This window comes from Enterococcus sp. DIV0086, from assembly GCF_050498705.1.
In the GTDB taxonomy this organism is placed as follows: Bacteria; Bacillota; Bacilli; order Lactobacillales; family Enterococcaceae; genus Enterococcus; species Enterococcus faecalis.
In genome coordinates this window covers 726992-746025 of record NZ_JBNIDN010000001.1, presented here as the reverse complement: position 1 = coordinate 746025, position 19034 = coordinate 726992, and the positions used below count along the sequence as shown (strand labels likewise).

Sequence of the window (19034 nt, the reverse complement as noted above, 5' to 3'; positions counted from 1 at the left end):
TAGAAAAGGGACTATTCAAAAGCAACTTTTTTGGGAATTGCTATATTATTTATTTTTTTAAGCGTAATCAACTAAATGTTTTTATGGATAAAGAAAGTCATTGTTCCTTGTCATCAAGCTACAACAGCCAAATTCATTAGAACTTTTTAGTGAATGACTTTAATTTTAGAAAGGTACTGTTGTTAAACATTCATGCTATCAAAGGAGTGTGAGGCGAACGAAGCAAGTATTCTCATTTTATAAAAGCTGTATTATGGACTCTTAAAAAGAGGTGATTTAAAAAATTTTGAAGTGGAAATGTTAAGAAAGGAGAGAGAAAATGACTTATTTAGTTCTGGTCAGTCATGGCGATTTTGCTAGAGGGTTAAAAAATTCATTAGGGATGTTTGCTGGCGAGGAGATAGAGACAGTCAGAGTGTTTGGCTTACAACCTGGTGAATCTACCGATAATTTTGGTAAGCGGTTTCTTTGTGAAGTTGAAAAATTACCGCAGGAAACGAGGCTAATCGTTTTGGCTGATATTGTAGGCGGGAGTCCACTTGCTACTATTTGTAAAGTATTAGATAAGCAAAAAATGCTAGAAAATTCTCTGATTGTTGGAGGAGTGAATTTTCCAATGGCTTTAAATGCGCTTTTATTGAAAGAAACTAGTGAATTATCTGATTTGAAAAAAATGATAGTAGCGGATGCTTGTCATGGCATTAGAGAGTTAACTATAACTGAGGACGGTGTAACTGAAGAGGATATCTAAAGGAGAAGATGAACATGTCAATTTCTTTTGTTCGAATCGATGATCGAATGATTCATGGCTTAATTACTTTACGTTGGACTAAAGAAATGCCATGTGATGGCATTATAGCTGTGAATGACAAAGCAGCAAGTAACCCCATTTTAAAGGAAGCATATAAAGCAGCTGCACAAGATAAAAAAACCTTTATTTGGACAATGGCGCATTTTTTTGATGTAAAGGATAAAGTATTAGCGTCTAAGTCAAAATACTTTTTGATTACAAAGAGCCCTTTGGATATGAAAAAAATTTTGGTGGATTGGCATTTTGTTCCAAGTGAAGTAAAAATGATTAATGTTGGACCGGGGAATGATCGCGAAGGGACAATTAAATTAGGGGATAACCAATCCTTTACAGCAGAAGAAGCAGCGGCTTTTGAAGAAATTGAAAAGGCTGGTTACAAAGTGGATTTTGCCTTGTTACCTGATCAACGAATTGGTTCTTGGGCGCATTTTAAAGCTAAATTTGGTTACTGATTCTAGAAGTTTTGAAAAGAGGAGAGTAGTATTATGACAATCAACTGGATACAAGCGGCTATTTTAGGCCTATTTGCTTGTCTGTGTTCAAATTCTTGTATGGCTGGACAAGCGGTGGGAAATTATACGATTGGGCGTCCTTTAGTCGGCGGATTAGTTTGTGGCATTATTTTAGGAGATTTAAAATTAGGAATCGCTTGTGGCGTAGCGATGCAATTAGTTTACATTGCTTTAGTCACACCTGGAGGAACAGTGTCTGCTGACGTGCGGGCAATTTCATATATCGGGATTCCTTTGGCGATGGTGGCGATTTCGACCAAAGGGTTAGATCCACTTGGCGGCTCTGCAGCCGACCTGGCTAAATCGGTCGGCACATTAGTTGGAACGATCGGAACGGTATTATTTTATTCTGTTGCCGCGTTAAATTTAGTTTGGCAATCGTTTGGTTGGAAAGATATAAAAAAAGGCAAGCTTGATCATTTATATGCCATTAATTTTGGTTGGCCGTGGATTTCTCATCTACTTTTTTCCTTTTTGCCAACCGTGATTTTAACCTATTTTGGGGCTACGGCTGTTACAGCAATGAGAGATGCATTACCTATGGATGGTCTTGCAATGAAAACGCTTTTTACTGTAGGTGGCATGCTTCCGTGTGTGGGAATTGCAATTTTGTTACGTCAAATTGTTAATAAGAACATTGATTTTGTACCTTTTTTTGTAGGGTTCACATTAGCTGCTTCATTAAAACTCAATTTAGTCTCAATAACGATTATTGCGCTTCTTTTTGCTGTAATTTTTTATAAAATTGCTTTGATTAAAAACAATACTAAACTGGTTGATTCAACAGGAAGTCTGACGAATGATGATGAAGAGGAGGACATATGAGATGGAAGAGTTGAAAGCAAATAAATTAGATCAAAAAACGTTAAAGCATTCTTTTCATTTATGGTTTTGGGGAGCGTTAACTTGTTTTTCACAACAGCATATGCAAACCTTCGGCTATCTTTCTTCAATGCTTCCTATTATCAAAAAACTTTATCCAAAACATGAAGACCAAGTGAAAGCCATTCAAGCATATACAGCTTTTTTTAACACAAATCCAATGCTTGGAACGGTCATTGTTGGTGTGACTGCTAGTATGGAAGAGGCTAGAGCAAGTAAGAATGAAATTGATGGAGAAACCATTAATGATATGAGGGCAGGATTAATGGGACCAATTGCAGGGATTGGCGATTCATTAGTTGATGGTACCTTGATTCCTATCTTGTTAGGAATTTCCTTAGGAATGTCCACGGGCGGTTCGCCAATTGGTGCCATATTTTATATTATTGTTTGGACGTTAATTTCCTATTTTGGCCAACGCTTTTTGTATTTTAGAGGCTATCATTTTGGCGATAAAGCAGTAAGTTTCTTAGTTGGGAAAGAAGGAGCCGCCGTTAGAGTTGCTATCGGAGTTATCGGTAGTATGGTTGTTGGTGGGGTCCTTGCATCTTGGGTAAATGTAACTACTTCTCTTAAATTAATAGGTGCTGACGGAAAAGTTTTCCTTAAACTGCAAGATAAAATTGACAGTATTTATCCAGGATTATTAACGATACTTGTTACCTTGTTTTGTTGGTGGTTAATGTCCAAAAAACATGTTTCCGCTATTTGGACGATGCTTATTTTAGTTGTTATTTCTCTCGTTGGCGTTTTATTAGGTGTTTTCAATCCAGGATTAACTTACTGAACAATCACCAAAAAGGACTCTAACTGTTAGAGCAAACTGGCTTTTGTAGAAAATCGATGACGAAAAAGCTAATAAATTAAATTCTTACTCTCTAAGACACAGAAAGAATCTTGTGATTAAAATAAAAATATATAAAATAGAAGAAATTTAGAGACTAGCTTCTATTTTATATATTTTTTTGTTTTAGAAATTTAGTTGGTTTATTAGAATTTTAGGAAAAATTTTACGAAAAGTGTCGCAAAAATGGCTCCTAAAAACGGTGCAGTTCCGGGAACAATCAACCCATATTGCCAATCATTATTGGTTTTATTTTTGATTGGTAAAAGTTGATAGGCGATACGAGGACCTAAATCACGTGCTTGATTCATTGCGAATCCTGTAGTACCACCTAGCCCCATGCCGATTGCCCAAACAAGCAAGCCAACAGCAATGGGTAGTTGTGTTTCGTAGGAATGTGCAATCGCTAAAATAGATGTTAAAAAAATGAATGTTGCAAAAGTTTCAACAAAATAGTTTCTTGGTAAATTTCGTTGGTTCGGATTTGTAGAAAAAATATTACGAATGGCGATCGGATCGACACTATCGGCGGATAGCTTGAAATGATCAGCATACATAATATAAACAATGACGGCGCCACAAATGCCGCCTAACATTTCAGCGATGACATAGGGAATGAAGTAAGACCATGGAATCATTCCTAAAATAGCTTGAGCGAGGGCCATTGCTGGATTAATACAGACTCCGCCAAAGACGAACAGAACAACAGAGATTCCAAAAGCCCAAGTAGTGATTGCAAACATGTGACCAGAACCAGCGTATTTTGTTCGTTTTAGGACATCGTCGCAGTGAACACCTACCCCAAATACGATCATTAATGCAGTTCCCATAAATTCTGATAAGATATGATGAAACATAAGATAAAGCTCCTTTAATCAATAGTTTTGTTATTTAATGTTTGGACGAGGCGATAGACTTCCTCAATTGTAAAATTATATTGTTTAGCAATTCGTTCACAATCTTGGTATTCAATAGACTCGTTCAATAGGCCATGATAATGATTTTTTTTAATATGGACCTTACCAAAAGGTGTTTCCAAGATTTTGAAAGAACGGTCCATCACACTACGTTCCATTGCTTGAAAACGCATACCAATTGTAGAAGTATGTTTAAAGAGTAGTTCTGTAAAATATTCTTTTTCCTCTGTTGTTGTTAAAACCGTTAATAGAATGGCACTTCGGTTTTTTTTCATATGAATGGGCGTGAAAAAAACATCTAGAGCACCATGCTCCAATAATAGATCCATTACGTAACCTAACTGTTCAGGTGTTTGATTGTCTATATTTGTTTCAATTTTTAAAACTTGGTCATGGTGTTCTGTACTCTTTTTTTTACTATGTGTTTCAGTAAAGATTGATCCTCTGAGGGCATTGAACTTGCCTGTTTCCCGTTTGCCAAATCCGTAACCTATTTTTTCAATTAATCGTTGTTCTGGTGCGACAAATAGAGGACTAAGTTCTTTAAAAATAGCTAAGCCAGTCGGTGTGACAAGTTCAGTTTTTATCTCAAAGTCTTGTTGAATGATTAAATTTGTTTCTTTACGTAATTCCATCACCGCAGGAACTGGTATTGGCATGACTCCATGGGCAATTGTGATAGTGCCACTTCCATCTGTAATTGGCGTTGAATAGACTTGTTCAATCTCTAACTGTTCCCATAAGATAAAAAAGCCAACGATGTCAACAATTGAATCAATTGCTCCGACTTCATGAAAATGAATAGTGTCAATTGTTTGTTGATGAACAGCAGCTTCAGCTTTTGCAATGTCATAGAAAACATTTTTACTATGTTTTTTTACAAAATTGGACAAGTCGCTTTTTTCAATTAATGTATAAATATCTTTTAAATTTCTAGAATGATTATGATGATGTGCATGTTCTTTCGTTTCATGATGTTCATTTTCGTGGTCAGGAGAGAGACTGTGTTTTATACCGTAATCCTTTTTTCCATGTTGTAGGAGAACATCGAAATCTGTTCCGTAAATACAACTTTTAGCAATTCGTTGGGCTTGAATGGTGAACCCATCGATGGGAAGTTTTTTTAATTCGATTAACAGTTTGTTTAAATCCCCGCCTAAGTCAAGCAACAATCCATTTAACATATCACCACTAAGACCAGAAAATGGTTCTAAAAATAAGCTTTTCATAGTGAAGACTCCTTTATTTGATTAATCATACTTGCATTATAAGCGGCACCAAACCCGTTATCTATGTTGACTACACTAACGCCAGAGGAACAACTATTTAGCATTCCTAAAAGAGCAGTCAGTCCTTGGAAATTGCTGCCGTAGCCTATGCTAGTAGGGACGGCAATCACTGGCACGCTAACTAGTCCGCCTAGCACGGACACCAGTGCGCCTTCCATGCCTGCAATCACAATAACCGCCGAAGCCTGTTGAATCTCATCTAGGTGAGCGAACAAACGATGAATGCCAGAAACGCCTACATCATAGATACGTTTTATTTGATTCCCGAAAGTTTCTGCAGTGATTGCTGCTTCTTCAGCAACGGACATGTCTGACGTTCCAGCAGTAACTATCGCAATATAGTTTTTTGTTGTAGTCTCCATTTGGTTGATAACGAAACAACGTGCAAGTTCATAGTAGGTTCCATGAGGAAAGTTCGACTCTAAAGGCTGGGCTTTTTGTTGTGAAACGCGAGTAACTAAAATTGTATTGTTTTCTTTTCTTAAGCTATTGATAATTTTGATGAGTTGCTCAATTGTTTTCCCTTCCCCATAAACGACTTCTGGATAACCAGTTCTTTCTTTACGCTGCGTATCAATTTTTGCAAAGTCTAATTCGCAAAAGCCATTTAATTTGTTTGTTGCTTCTTCTAAAGATAATTTTCCCTCTTTAAAAGCTCCTAAAATTTCTTTCGGTTGCATAATACAACGCTCCTTATTCCTGATTTCTCAAGGATCATTATTCTACAATGACAGACAAGCCATCTCGAATCACAGTCACTTTTGCATTTAGACCTTCTCTTTCAAATGCTCGCTCTAACGCTTCATCAAACGTTTTTGCTATTTCCATATGCATCGAAGTGATAAGCTCAGGATCAACAAGATCTGAAACAAAAATTATATGATGATGAACTAAAATTCGCGCTAAAATTTGCGAAGTCCATTGATCTGGCACGGTTTCTAATCGTGGTGTATGGATGGCTGCTTCTAAAAATTCGTTTGGATTTTTAACATTGGCAATATTTTCATAAAAACCTTCACCACCGTGACCATCACGACAACCAGCGACCATAATAATGACACCGCCGTCTTTATTGGTTGCTTCTGCAGCGGTCATCCCTTTAACTGCTTGATAAATGTTTTGATCAAGTGGAAATCCGCCATTCGTTGAAACCGCAATGTCGCAAGGTATTTTTTTGACACGGGCAATTTCTTTTACAAAGTTACAACCAACTTTATGCGCTTCAACCATATCACCTGCGAAGGAACCAATAATTTTTTTGTCACCATCTAAAACGACATTAACAATAAAAGCTAGATTCGCTTTAGCGGCAGCGTAGACCATATCATTATGAATCGGATTATCCGTTAAATTTCCTGTCCGTGAGTTGGAGGAATCAATAAATTCTCCAGAATGGTTAGCCATGATGGTTTTATAAGAAGCAATTCCAGGTAAAACAGATTTACGTCCACCAGAAAATCCTGCAAAAAAGTGTGATTCAATAAACCCTTCGGCCAGCAGTAAATCTGCTTCTGCTGCAATGCGATTAATGATACAATCGCCCCCTGAAGGTAGTTGACCGATTTTGACCATTGAGGAATCATCAGTAGAGATATGCATAACGATTTCTTCATTCTCTACAATCGCTTTACCATATTTGCTAATCAGTTCTTCTCGTGTAGAAGGGCGATGAAAGCCTGTAGCAACTAAAATCCGGATTCTAGCTGTTTTGTTCACTGAACGAATTCTACGCAAAATAATTGGGGTGATAATATGTGAAGGAACGGGACGTGTGTGATCGGAACTAATGAGGACAATGTCTTTTTTACCCTTAGCTAATTCTTCTAATGGAAGGCTTCCAATAGGATTGTCCAGCGATTTTTCGACTGTTTCTTTCTCAGTATATGGATTTGAAAAATGTTCAGCTTTTGATTCGAGAAGCCCAATAAAATTTTTATCGGGAATTCTTGCAGTAATCATTTTCTTGTCATAAGGTAGGTTAATTTCTACCATAGCAATCATCTCCTAAGTAATATTTTACGAGACTAAGTATAATGAAATTTAGAAATCACACAGTCCTTATTGTGGGTAACATTTGCTAACAAAAGGTTGGTGAGAGTGTTTATAATAGTTAACGAATCAAACAGAAACTTAGTCAAAGGAGTGACAATTATGGAGTCAGATTATCTTACAGCTTTCTTAGATAGAAAGAAGACGCCGATTATCAAAAAAAACGCCATACTTATCTCGCTTATCATGGATTGGAGGAAGCGTACACCTATGTATTAAAGAAAGGGGTCGTTAAGACGAGTATTATTTTAAAGGATGGACGAGAATTTAATCTGTCGTATATTGTGTCTCCTGACATTATTTCATTGTTACGTGATGAAGTATCAAATTATACATCTGCTCCTTTTAATATCCGCATTGAGTCGGAAGAGGCTAGCTTTTATCGGATACCAAGGACTGTATTTTGGGAATATGTTAGAGAAGATGCTGTTCTTCAAGATTATGTACGGGATTACTACCGAGCAAAATTATCGGAGAGTATTAGTTCCTTACAGAATATGACAATGAATGGTAAGAAAGGGGCTGTTTGTACTTTTATTTACCAATTAATTGATTTGTTTGGTGTACAGACAGAGGAAGGAATATTAATTGATTTTCAAGTAACTAATGAGGATATTGCGGGGTTTTGCGGGATTTCAACGAGAAATAGCGTAAACCGAATTATCCATGATTTAAAAGAGGAAAAAGTCATCGATATCAAAAAACAAAAAATTGTGATTTACGATCAAAGTTATTTAGCTGATTATATTGATCGATAAGATAGGAGTCTGACGAACATGCATATTCCAGAAAATTATTTAAGCCCACAAACTTGCGCAGTGATGGGCGCGATTATGGTACCTGTCTGGTACCGCGCGGTAAAAAAAGTTGACGTTCAAATTAAATTAAAAAAAGATACAGGGACCATGTTAGGGATTTCCTCCTCCTTGTCATTTTTAATAATGATGTTTAATTTGCCAGTACCTGGTGGAACAACTGCGCACGCTGTTGGGGCTGTTCTCATCGCATTATTGATGGGACCTTGGGCCGCGACGCTGTCTGTTTCGGTGGCTTTACTATTACAGGCTTGTTTATTTGGTGATGGTGGTATATTAGCTTTTGGTGCAAACGCCTTTTCTATGGCGTTTGTGATGCCATTCGTGGGATATGGAGTTTATAAGCTAGTTACGCGTGTAAAAAAATTTGAAACAATGGGTCTTTTCTTAGCTGGGTATCTTGGTGTAAATGTGGCGGCATTTTCTACTTCTGTATTACTAGGTATCCAACCCTTACTATTCCATGAAGCGAATGGTACGCCACTTTATAACCCATATGGTCTTTCTATAACTATACCAGCAATGATGAGTGTTCATCTTTTAGTAATAGGAATTGTTGAAGGTCTCTTCACCGTGTGTGTCTATAATTTTGTAAAAAGTGTGTCAAAAGATGCAATTTTTATCGAAGAAAAGAAGAAAAGGACTCCGTTGTTGCGATTAAAGAGACTGTTATTGGTCATGGTAATTTTATGTCCATTAGGTTTGATTGATCATGCCACCGCTTGGGGTGAATGGGATTTATCTGAATTAGTTAAGAATTTAAAACAGAATCATTTGCCTGCGGTACAACCAAAAGGTATGGTGAATGGTTTTTCATTTCATGCACTTTTCAGTGATTACTTTATTCCAGGACTGCCATTAGCACTTGGGTATATTTTAAGTGGCGTAACAGCCATAATCGTTTTTTTACTCATTTTTCGTTTATTTAATGGAAGAAGGAAAAGTTGATGCCTGAATGGATGAAAGAATCTTCCACGTCCTTTGAACCTAATAAAAAAGAAACCTTTATGCTTAAAAATCGAAAAGGAATCCTTTTTTTATTAAATAAATTTCAGGTGAGTGGGAAACGCAATAAGACTATTCTCAGTGATATACACCCAGCAATTCAACTGATCAGTACTTTTTTACTAATTGTTTTAATCAGCACAACACAAAAAGTTCTTGTTTTGTGGCTCTTAGGCATCTACCTAGGCATGTTACTTTTAGTTGAAAAACCAACTATTCTACGAAACATTGTCAAAAAAGCTAGTATCCTCATTTTGATGCCGCTGATTATCTATTTACCGATCTTTTTTTTAGGTCAATTTAGTTTATTATTTATTGTTCATTTGTTTTTTTTAGCCATAGTGATTAGTCAATATATGGAAACAACCAACATGAATCAATTTATAGCAGCATTAAAAATCTTTCATTTTCCGAATATAATACTTTTACAATTAGATATTACGATTAAATATATCTTTTTCTTTGGAAATCTCTTAATCCAACTGCTTGCCGCTGTAGAAGCTAGAGCAGTTGGTGGGAATATCCAGTTGAGTACGGGTAGTAATTTAATCAGTCTTATCTCTTTAAAATCTTTTACGTATGGGAAAAAGTTGGACATGGTGATGGAAGCAAGAGGATATACTGGTCAATATTATCGAGTAAAGCAACCATTAAAAACGAAAGATTTTTTGGTTAGTATTGCCTATCTTTTATTTTTCGGGGGGTTGCTTTATTTAGGGAGGAACTAATATGTATCGAGTAAATCATTTGGTTTATCGCTATCAAACGAAGCCTGTTTTTTCGCCTTGTAATTTGGAAATAGCCAGAGGAGAATATCTGGTTTTGATGGGAGATAACGGCAGTGGAAAATCCACTTTTTTAAATTTGCTCGCAGGTTTTTTAAAACCTTCCGAGGGAACGATTTATTTTATGGAACAATCATTAACGGCCTGGAAAAAAGACCCTATTCATAAAAAAAAGTATTATGCTCATTTGGGTATATTATTTCAAGAGACGGACACACAATTATTTAATGCTACAGTTTATGACGAATTGGCATTTGGCCCTAGACAGCTCCAACTATCCGAGCATGAAACAGCAAAAAGAATTAATGATTGTTTGAATTTATTAAAAATTACCCATTTAAGCAATCAAGTGCCTTATCAATTATCGGGAGGAGAAAAGAAAAAAGTGGCTTTTGCTAGTCTGTTAGTAATGAATCCAGACGTGTATTTATTAGATGAGCCGTTTGCTGGGTTGACAAAAGAATCGGAAAAATTATTTAAAAAGATAATAAAAAATCTGCATCAACTTGGTAAAACAATTATCCTTTCCACCCATGACTATTTGAGTATTTGCGAGGAAGCTGATTCCATTTTATTGTTTGATTCGGCTGTTACAAGGTACTCAAAAGAAGAGATAGAAGCCAATGCTAACTTGTTACAACATTTAAAACGGTATTAAGTGTACAAATATTGACAATAATTGATACTATGAATCGTGATTTTTTCTAATGTGGAGATGTCTATAATTAATTATGTAAAAGAAAATCAATAGGAGATGGTTTAAATGTCTGTCATGAAAACGAAAGAACAAAATTTAGTTCGCGAATTACAAAAAATGGATAAGTTGGCTGTTGCATATTCAGGTGGAATTGATAGCTCTTACTTGCTAAAAAAAGCTTTGGACACTTTAGGTGCTGAAAATGTACTTGCGGTTGTTGTAAATTCAGAATTATTTTCTGATGATGAGTTTGATAAAGCGGTCGATTTAGCTAATGGATTGGGAGCAAATGTGTTAGGCCTTGAAATGAGCGAATTAGCGGATGATAGAATTGTTGCAAATAACCCTAATAGCTGGTTCTACAGTAAAAAATTATTATATAAAACTATTCGTTCGGCTATTCAGAAAGAGGGATTTGATGTTCTGGCCGATGGGATGATTATGGATGATAATAATGACTTTCGTCCTGGATTAAGAGCAAGAGATCAAGAAGGGGTCATCAGTCCGTTACAACAAGTTAAATTATATAAAATTGAAATACGTCAACTTGCTAAAGAAGCAGGTATTTCCAATTGGAGTAAAGTTGCCTCATGTAGCATTGCTTCAAGAATTCCTTATGGCATTAAGTTAACACGCTCAGCTATTGATCAAGTATTTGCTAGTGAAAAATATTTACGGGAAATAGGTTTTCCAATTGTCCGTGTCAGAGCACATCATGATTTAGCACGGATTGAAATTCCAGAAGACAAACTTTCTCTGTTATTAGAAAACAGAGAAAAAATTGCAGATTATCTTAAAAAACAAGGATTTAATTATGTAACTTTTGACTTAGAAGGATTTAAATCTGGTCGAATGAATGATATCCTCACAGAAACTGAAAAAAAAGTTTTTTGTGAATGTTAGACAGATAAGTTTATAAAATTGAGTCGGTGTAACGGAGTCAGGACAGGGGTATTCCGTTACAAAAACCAAGTTTTCTGCTCGATTAGGTCGGTTGTTTTCATTGATTACTATGCCAGTAGTTTATCAACTTTTAAGCCTAGGAAAAATTCCCTTTGGATTTTTCCTAGGCTTATTGTCTATTTAATCATTTGATATTTGCTAAAAAGAAATTAGCTGTAGAATTTTTTAAGATTACCAGTGATTGTTCAATTTGAGGAAAATAAATGGATTGTTTGGACTGGTTGATTAGTCGATTATTTTGGGGATTCGTGAGTGAAAGTATTTGCTGTGAATAGTTAAATAACTCAGTGTTTAGTGTGTCTGGCCTAACTGGCGTTAATTTTTTTAAGTAGTGTTGTGTTTTCATAAGTTCTAAAAGAAGCTCTTCCATAGCAGTTTGCATTTCCAACAGTTGATCATTTAGTTGTTTTTGTTGCATTAAGCTTTCAGCAGAGGCATCGTTACTATAAATAGGAGATTCAAGAACAATTTCTTGAATAGAATAGTTTACTCTACGTTGTACTCGATAAGCTAGTACCCAAGCATCACTTGGTAACGTGGTCTCTTCATTGATTAACGCTAGCAAAATAGACCTGATCGTTTTTGACCAACTATTGATATTTTTACGTAATACTTGACTATGCCATGTTGGGAAAATAAAAAACATAACAAAAGCAATAAGCGCACCAATAATTACATCAAAAACTCTTGTATAGCCTGCAGAACTACCACCTAATGTGAAAGTTAACCAAGTGGTCACACTTAGCATTAGAAATGCTTGACTTAATTTACGGACGGTTTCATACAATATAACTAGCAAACAAGACAATAGCATTGGCCATAAAGGATTTAGGTTTGTTAAGTTAGCAATTAATTGAGACAAAAAGATGCCTAAACAACCACCTAAAATAGAACCAATAGTTCTTGAAGTGATTTTGCCGAGTGTACCATGATACCCTGGCATAACCATCAAACAACCAGAAATAACTACCCAGAATTCGTGATTAGCTAAAGGCAAAGGGTACATGTAATTAAGTATAAGCGAACAAAAATGACACACTAAACCTGTTAAAGCTAAACGAATTGCGAATCTAGCAGAGCTGCCTTTGTAAGAATGAAGGATCTCTTTGGCTTCTGCAAGTCCTTCTTTTGTGGGTAAGAAAGATTTAAATGAGATTTTTTTAGAGGATTGTTTGTTTTGTATCAAAAGGATTGCTGATTTTATTTCGGTGTTTGCTGAAGCAAATTCTTGAAGAGGCAGGGTTAATTGTTCTCCTTTTAAAAAGAGTAGAATTGCTTTTAAAGCAGGAAGATTTTCAGCTGCATTGGTTGAATCTAACGAGCCTGCAATTGCATCTGCTTGTGAAACCAAGGGATAAATCCATGGTGTTTTTTGATGATTGACCCAGGGCATTGTTTCAACAGATTCGCGTACTTTTATTCTGAAATGGACATAGCGTGCGGGTTTTCCTTGTGCTAATAAATATAATTGTTCATATAAATCGGCTACTAATTTTCGTGCTTCATTATTTTGCGGCTTAGAATAAAGACAATAGAACAAACAAAGGATGGACATACCTAAAATTATTGCACCCAGACCTTCAAAAGTTTGACCAATAGACAAATTGCCTTTTAATTGCGCACCAGCTAGTAAAGAAATGGTCCCAAAGAGACATCGAATATACAGACCAATACTAAAGTTTCTCACAATCCCTGAAAAATACAAACCAAGGACGAATAATAAAATAATGAATATACTTGACGACTGTAAAAGTATCCCCAGACTGGCACCAATAAAAATCATTAAAATACCATTTATGGCACTTCTTTGTGGAGAGCTATGTCGTGGTAAGACACAAATTACAGTGCCCAAAAAGCTACCAACATTTACTAAAACAAAAGCGAAAGGAAAGACTATTGTTAGAACAGCACCAACAGCATTTGCAATAATGATACTAAGAACAAGAGCAAACCAGTTCTGTCTTGTATCAAAAGTTAGTATAGGACGACTATACGCCCAAGACGATTCTAAGAAGACCTCAAAAAATTTTTTGATAGATAATTTCACAAAACATTCCTTCTTTAAAAATTTATTAGAAGCTAAAAAATTATTCCTCTGCTAGTATACACCTCTAATTTTTTTTTTCAAATTTGCTCTTTTTAAGAAAACTCACAATTATAGTCCAACATTAAGTTTAGCCATATATTTTTGTTGAATAAATTCTGTAAGCTCATGCCAACTTTCTTCATTTTCAATGGAATCTAAGTAGAAAATATCTTGATTAGAAGTAGCTTTTTCGAAGGAATCTGTGATGATGATATCCGCATTTGTGAAGTCTTCGGTAATAGAGATTGCGTTTGTATTATATAAGGAGGATAACCGTGTTTTAATAAAATAACTTGCATAAAAATCTTTGATAATTTGTAAATAGATTCTCACTTGTACTTTTTTTTCGGACACAGACAATGTGTAAAGCAGTTGACTGAGTAACTCTAAATGCGTTTCTTGGTGAACTAATTTTGCCACCGTTCCTTTTATTCGATTAAAGTATGCCACATCTGACGGAGTACAAATTTCTGGCTGCGGTAAATAAAGTGTTAAAAAAGTATAATAATTGCCCTCCGTTAAAAAGTACCAAGCATTAAAAATAGAAAGATAGTAAACGTATTGATAATCATGCTGATTTGTCAGTAAGTAGGCTACTTGCTTAAATAATTTTTTTGATAAGACACAATAAGGATGGTTAGATTCTATAAATAATTTTTCTATTTGTTTCGTTTGCTTTTCCGAAAAGATATAAGGGATAAAAATGCGAGATAAAAAATTAAAGTATAAAATTTCAGTTTTTCTTGTTTCGCATTGAATGTCAGCGAAAGAGTGTTCAAGAAAAAATAAAGTCACATGACTGTATTGATTGATCAGAATAAAAAAAGAATGCAGTTTTTTAGAGTGCGGCATCTTTAAGAAGTTTTGTGCACTTGTTCTAGTTTTAAATATCGCATATAAAATATAAAACGCTCTTTTCTTCATTCGGACATTTTTATAGGATCGTTCAAGAAGTTCATCGGGTAGACTTTTTTTTATTTCTTCAAGACTTATTTTAGAAAAAGGCCAAGCCAATTCTTGAAAGGAATCTTGTAGGAAAATGAAAGAAAACACTCGAATCGATAATTCATTGCCAGTTAATTGATAAATACCCTTAATACTAACGATTACTATATCAAAAATTTTAAAAAAGTTATTCAGTTGTTTCGTGATTTTTACCAGATAATGTTCAGAAATATATAAAACTTTAATTAATTCGTTTTTATCAATGGAAGAATGTGTGACTAATTGTACGCAATAATTAAATTGTACATTGTTTTTTAAAAGATTGAGTTTTAACGTGTAGGCGTATTCGACCGCGCTTTTTCGGTACGCTGGATTTACACAAACAATGCCATTATTGTTAGAGACAATAAAATGTTGGATTTGATAAGTATCCTCGAATTCTTGATTTATTTTTATCAGATTTTCCTTGACCGTTCTTTTTGAAATTTTTAAATTGGAAGAAATTTCATTTAATGACGTATGAGCTCGCTTCACTATATAAAATAAAATTTCTAGCTCATTCGTTAGGTAGGATGGAAACATGTTATGGACCTCCAAAAGTAAAATTTAGGTTCATTGTAGTCTACTTTCTTTAAATTTTTGTATTGATATGTTAACACAAGCGCAATAAGAAGCGGCCATCACAATTAATGTACAGCCTTATACATTAATTGTGTGTGGCAAAGCAATTTCAATGTTGATAAGCTAGCAGTAGTTAGAATAATTATTATTTAGTTTCTAATTCCAAAAAAGGTCAAGGTGAGTAAGCAATGAAAAAAATCAACGAACAATTAAAAATTAAAATGCCAACCTACAAAAGAAAAAAAAGCATTGCTTATTTCTTTTACTCTTGTCTACTATTGGTAACGATTTCTTGTTTTTTGAGCGTGCATTTTCAAGAATGTGAGGCAGCTTCACTCTATCAAGCGGGAGGGATAGCCATTGATTTGAGAACTGATTTACCTTATGGAATGGAGATAAGCCATGACGATGGTGGTGGTCCTGATGGATCATTTGGAGGAAAATTACACGTAAAATTATCCGGAACAGTGGACACTTCTCATACACAAAAAATTACTGCTCTTGCTTTCGATACCGATGGGATGCAATATGGTCTGATGTTTCATTTACCAGAAAATATAAGTGCAGATAATTTTAAAGCGGCTTATGACAAGGCTTATGCGGATAATCCAGAAAATTTTTATTCAATTAGTGGACAAAAAAATACACGAATATCAATCATCAACACAAAAGGAATGCGGACGTTTAACGGTTTTTCAGAAGATGGTTCACCAGGGTGGGGTGATCCCGAACAAGACTATAGTGGGGTTGATACTGAGCATCAGGTGATGTTTTGTGAACGTGGAGATTCTATTGATTTGTCTCTTGGGAAAATTTATGACATTTGGAGTAATGAACCTGATAAAACTAAAATAACATTTGAGCTTCATTTTGATTTAGATGTGGCAACTTTGATGAAAGATGGCGATTCGAAGGATTATTCCCTCAATAAAAGTTTAACGAAACATCGCTTACCTGTATCAAATGTTTTGTCGGATGGTAATGAGAGTGATCAATTTTTGTTATCGGCAGATTTTTTTGGCCGGACGTATGAATTGGGTAGATTTTCAGATACAACGAATACAGTTAATCATAATATGGTAACGGCTAGTGCAGACATGTGGTTACGTGCGACAAGTTTAGCGGCAGCAGCAAAGCAAGATCCAAATAATTTGAATCATCAAATTATTACTGGAATCACCGGGAAAGTGGCTACTTGGTCTTCTTATATCTCGCCATGGGACAGCGGTGATAAAGACAATCCATTATCCAATTACAATACCCAAGATGCCTCTAAATATCCTGAAATACCTGAAAGCACAACGATGTTACCAGGGGAGTTTTTATCACCAAAGTTTACGATGAACCAAAGACAAGACAATCCGCTTAATTGGACAGATGGGTATGTTGCTCAACGGTTTGCGCGCGTAGTTAATTTTCATACTCACACAGTTGATCCTAAGGCCAATGTGAATGTCTCTTCACAACAGCAAAACGGGTTAACAACTTATTTGTTTAGTGGCAAAGATGGTTGTGGGCTGCCGTTAGTCAATCCGCCAGGAACGGATTCTTCAGAGCCCACAGATAAAACATATATGCGCGTCACAATAGATCCATACCAAGTGCCAAGTTTAGAAAGGGCAGCTTTTGTTAAAGGTCAAACAACATTTCACCCGCAACAAAAGATACCAGTAGAACTAACCGTTAAGGCTCCGACAACTAGAAAAGTTCAGATTGAAGAAAAAATTTCAGGTGCTGCCCAAACTGATTTTCATAAAATTGGGGAGCAAGATTTAAAAAATTTACCAGTCACAGATGATTGCGTTAGTTTTAACTGTTTAGCAGATGCTTTACCAACTTCAGGAGATTACACATTAACATTTAGAATTCTTGATGTTGATGATACATCTAAAAGCTACTCAAATGAGAAAAGTTTAACTGTACACATTGATCAAGCGCAAATTAAAGTTAAATCTCAAGATACGATTTATCAATATACTCAATGGCAACCAGAAAGTGAAGTGACTAGCCTACAAACACCAGATGGTAAAAAAGGTGATTTTCGAGACGTAAGTGTCACCATATATAAACTGGACGGAGAGCAAAAGGTCCCAGTAGATGCGGTGGATACAAAAGTGGTTGGTAAATATGAAATTGATTATAAATACCTAGGATTAGAGGCGCAGACTGCACTAGAAGTCATTCCCTCTTCAGCTCATATTGGTGCACATAACGACAGCTTTTCTGTGGGGACGCCCTTCGATCCAAAACGTCTTTTTGATAGTGCAACAGATAATGATGGACAGTCCATTCCTTATAGTAAGATAACGATTCGCTATACGCCTGATCAGGTAAACGATGAAGTAGCGGGTGTCTATAAAATTACTTATGATATCTCTAAAATAGTAGGTTTTAGTAAAAGTATTACTGTTGATTGGACCTACTATTACTCTAATCGTCTAGACTTTTATCACTTATCTGAACAACTAATGCCTTTTGAGAACGTAAAATTTAATGGCCAAGATCAAACACAGACATTAAAAAGTTGTGAGATGAACATTGAAGATACGGGGGATCCTAATCGGACAACTGGCTGGCAGCTTGAAGTAGCCTATAATTTAAATGATCAGAAAACACAAGCGTGGAAAGACGCAGGGCTTGATCTCACGCTAAATCCAAAGTCAGTCGATTATGTAACAACTGAGCAAAATATCATGGTTAACGATGAGCAACAATTAGTAGCTGGCGTAAGTAACCAATCTATCAAAAATAAAAAAGTTTTGACGAAATTACAATTATTGCCCACATTAACTATTTCAAAAGTCACACCTGCTGATAAATATGAAGCTCAGTTAATTTGGAACTTAGAAGCAACACCGTAAGGGAAGAGGGAATAACTGTGAAATGGTTTATCTATGATTTATTGTTTGTTGCCTTTATTCTCGGTTTGCCAATTCAAGCACAAGCTGAAGACAAGACAACTGACGCACAAGCTGGCACAAAAGCCATGGTAATAGTGAAAGAGAGTGAGGATATTGTTCCGCATCCCAATGAGCTTATACCGCAGACTAACGATATGCCAACTTCACGAGGACAACCTAATTTTTTACCAAAAACAAACGAGATTACGTCTCAAGAGACGCTTTTAGGAATCGTGGTACTCGGAAGTACATTAATCGTTGGACTTTATAAAGAAAAGAGGAAAAATAATGAATAAAAAAATAATTGGTTTAACTGTCACTTTAGGAACGGGGATTTTTTTAATTGGACAACAAACTGTGAATGCGGCTGATAATACCAATACCACAGCGAATGTGTCGGTTTTGGGTGGCGGATTAACCATTACACCATTAGCACAAATTAACTTTGGGACGGTGACAAAAGACGGCCAAGATCATACGCAACCAGATCAAAGCAAGTCGCAACTTATCATTAATGATAATCGTGGGACAACGAATACAGGTTGGTATCTGACAGCGAATTTAGAAGATAAAGGAAAAGGTGTCACTGGCTTAGACGGAATGACACTTCATTTAGACACTAAAAAACCTGACGGATCTTCTGAAAAAGGTACCTTTACGGGCGTTGATTTAACCACAGATGCTTCAACCATTATTTCGCTAGATAAAAGTGATATCCGTTTATCAGACACTGTCACGACAGCCGATTTAAATGCAACGTTAAATATACCTAAAAGTATTGCTGCAAATACCTACTCTGGGACCATCGTCTGGAATGCCATCGATGGAGCACCCGCCTAAGAATTTAACATAAAACGATGTAAGAAAACGAGGCAGATAAATTGAAAAGAATTTTAAAGATACTTTTTATATT

The 19034-nt window shown here is 35.6% G+C and carries 17 protein-coding genes and 1 pseudogene; 12 read left to right on the top strand and 6 right to left on the bottom strand.

What is annotated here, in order from left to right:
- The first annotated feature begins 319 nt into the window (after positions 1-319).
- The 4 genes from IGI63_RS03530 to IGI63_RS03515 are packed head-to-tail and all read left to right on the top strand — an operon-like array spanning position 320 to position 2992.
- The gene (locus IGI63_RS03530; RefSeq protein ID WP_429975329.1) at positions 320-751 is read left to right on the top strand and encodes a PTS sugar transporter subunit IIA; all 432 of its coding nucleotides are present in this window, start codon (positions 320-322) and stop codon (positions 749-751) included.
- Between the two features lie 14 nt (positions 752-765).
- Positions 766-1263: a PTS system mannose/fructose/N-acetylgalactosamine-transporter subunit IIB gene (locus IGI63_RS03525; RefSeq protein ID WP_002357192.1), complete on the top strand. Its 498-nt coding sequence runs from the start codon at positions 766-768 to the stop codon at positions 1261-1263.
- A gap of 33 nt (positions 1264-1296) precedes the next feature.
- Positions 1297-2148 carry a PTS mannose/fructose/sorbose/N-acetylgalactosamine transporter subunit IIC gene (locus IGI63_RS03520; protein ID WP_002357194.1) on the top strand — a complete coding sequence of 284 codons (852 nt, stop codon included), beginning with the start codon at positions 1297-1299 and terminating at the stop codon, positions 2146-2148.
- Positions 2123-2992, top strand: coding sequence for a PTS system mannose/fructose/sorbose family transporter subunit IID (locus tag IGI63_RS03515; protein WP_002394543.1), 870 nt, complete (start codon positions 2123-2125; stop codon positions 2990-2992). The genes IGI63_RS03520 and IGI63_RS03515 overlap by 26 nt, the downstream gene beginning before the upstream one ends.
- 203 nt (positions 2993-3195) lie before the next feature.
- Here the strand turns inward: IGI63_RS03515 and larD are convergent, their stop codons facing one another.
- The 4 genes from larD to larA are packed head-to-tail and all read right to left on the bottom strand — an operon-like array spanning position 3196 to position 7247.
- Positions 3196-3906 carry a D/L-lactic acid transporter LarD gene (gene larD / locus IGI63_RS03510; RefSeq protein WP_002357197.1) on the bottom strand — a complete coding sequence of 237 codons (711 nt, stop codon included), beginning with the start codon at positions 3904-3906 and terminating at the stop codon, positions 3196-3198.
- Positions 3907-3920: 14 nt separating this feature from the next.
- Positions 3921-5195 carry a nickel pincer cofactor biosynthesis protein LarC gene (gene larC / locus IGI63_RS03505; protein WP_429975328.1) on the bottom strand — a complete coding sequence of 425 codons (1275 nt, stop codon included), beginning with the start codon at positions 5193-5195 and terminating at the stop codon, positions 3921-3923.
- Positions 5192-5935, bottom strand: a complete 744-nt coding sequence (gene larB / locus IGI63_RS03500; RefSeq protein WP_002362000.1) for a nickel pincer cofactor biosynthesis protein LarB — start codon at positions 5933-5935, stop codon at positions 5192-5194. Before larB ends, larC begins: the two co-directional genes overlap by 4 nt.
- 37 nt (positions 5936-5972) lie before the next feature.
- Positions 5973-7247: a nickel-dependent lactate racemase gene (gene larA / locus IGI63_RS03495; RefSeq protein ID WP_002361999.1), complete on the bottom strand. Its 1275-nt coding sequence runs from the start codon at positions 7245-7247 to the stop codon at positions 5973-5975.
- 159 nt (positions 7248-7406) lie between these two features.
- Between larA and IGI63_RS03490 the strand changes: the two are divergent.
- The 5 genes and pseudogenes from IGI63_RS03490 (at position 7407) to larE (ending at position 11509) form a co-directional block, all read left to right on the top strand.
- Positions 7407-8062 (top strand): annotated as a pseudogene (locus IGI63_RS03490) (Crp/Fnr family transcriptional regulator).
- Between the two features lie 18 nt (positions 8063-8080).
- Positions 8081-9067 carry a cobalt transporter CbiM gene (cbiM, locus tag IGI63_RS03485; protein ID WP_010717638.1) on the top strand — a complete coding sequence of 329 codons (987 nt, stop codon included), beginning with the start codon at positions 8081-8083 and terminating at the stop codon, positions 9065-9067.
- Positions 9067-9852: an energy-coupling factor transporter transmembrane component T family protein gene (locus IGI63_RS03480; protein WP_002397408.1), complete on the top strand. Its 786-nt coding sequence runs from the start codon at positions 9067-9069 to the stop codon at positions 9850-9852. The genes cbiM and IGI63_RS03480 overlap by 1 nt, the downstream gene beginning before the upstream one ends.
- A gap of 1 nt (position 9853) precedes the next feature.
- A complete protein-coding gene (locus tag IGI63_RS03475; protein ID WP_002361995.1) occupies positions 9854-10567 on the top strand; it encodes an ABC transporter ATP-binding protein in 714 nt (237 codons plus the stop codon).
- A 105-nt stretch (positions 10568-10672) separates the two neighbouring features.
- Entirely contained in the window at positions 10673-11509 is an 837-nt protein-coding gene (gene larE, locus IGI63_RS03470; protein WP_429975327.1) for an ATP-dependent sacrificial sulfur transferase LarE, read from the top strand.
- Between the two features lie 184 nt (positions 11510-11693).
- Here larE and IGI63_RS03465 read toward each other — a convergent pair whose 3' ends face one another.
- Positions 11694-13616, bottom strand: coding sequence for an FUSC family protein (locus IGI63_RS03465; protein WP_429975326.1), 1923 nt, complete (start codon positions 13614-13616; stop codon positions 11694-11696).
- A 108-nt stretch (positions 13617-13724) separates the two neighbouring features.
- On the bottom strand, positions 13725-15182 hold the full coding sequence (locus tag IGI63_RS03460; protein ID WP_429975324.1) for a helix-turn-helix domain-containing protein: 1458 nt from the start codon (positions 15180-15182) through the stop codon (positions 13725-13727).
- Positions 15183-15409: 227 nt separating this feature from the next.
- Here IGI63_RS03460 and IGI63_RS03455 point away from each other — a divergent pair, with 227 nt between their 5' ends.
- The 3 genes from IGI63_RS03455 to IGI63_RS03445 are packed head-to-tail and all read left to right on the top strand — an operon-like array spanning position 15410 to position 18961.
- Positions 15410-18082: a bacterial Ig-like domain-containing protein gene (locus IGI63_RS03455; protein ID WP_429975323.1), complete on the top strand. Its 2673-nt coding sequence runs from the start codon at positions 15410-15412 to the stop codon at positions 18080-18082.
- Positions 18058-18417 carry a peptidase gene (locus IGI63_RS03450; protein ID WP_429975322.1) on the top strand — a complete coding sequence of 120 codons (360 nt, stop codon included), beginning with the start codon at positions 18058-18060 and terminating at the stop codon, positions 18415-18417. Before IGI63_RS03455 ends, IGI63_RS03450 begins: the two co-directional genes overlap by 25 nt.
- Positions 18410-18961 (top strand): hypothetical protein, encoded by a 552-nt coding sequence (locus IGI63_RS03445; protein WP_002357217.1) that lies wholly within the window; start codon positions 18410-18412, stop codon positions 18959-18961. The genes IGI63_RS03450 and IGI63_RS03445 overlap by 8 nt, the downstream gene beginning before the upstream one ends.
- Positions 18962-19034: the final 73 nt, after the last annotated feature.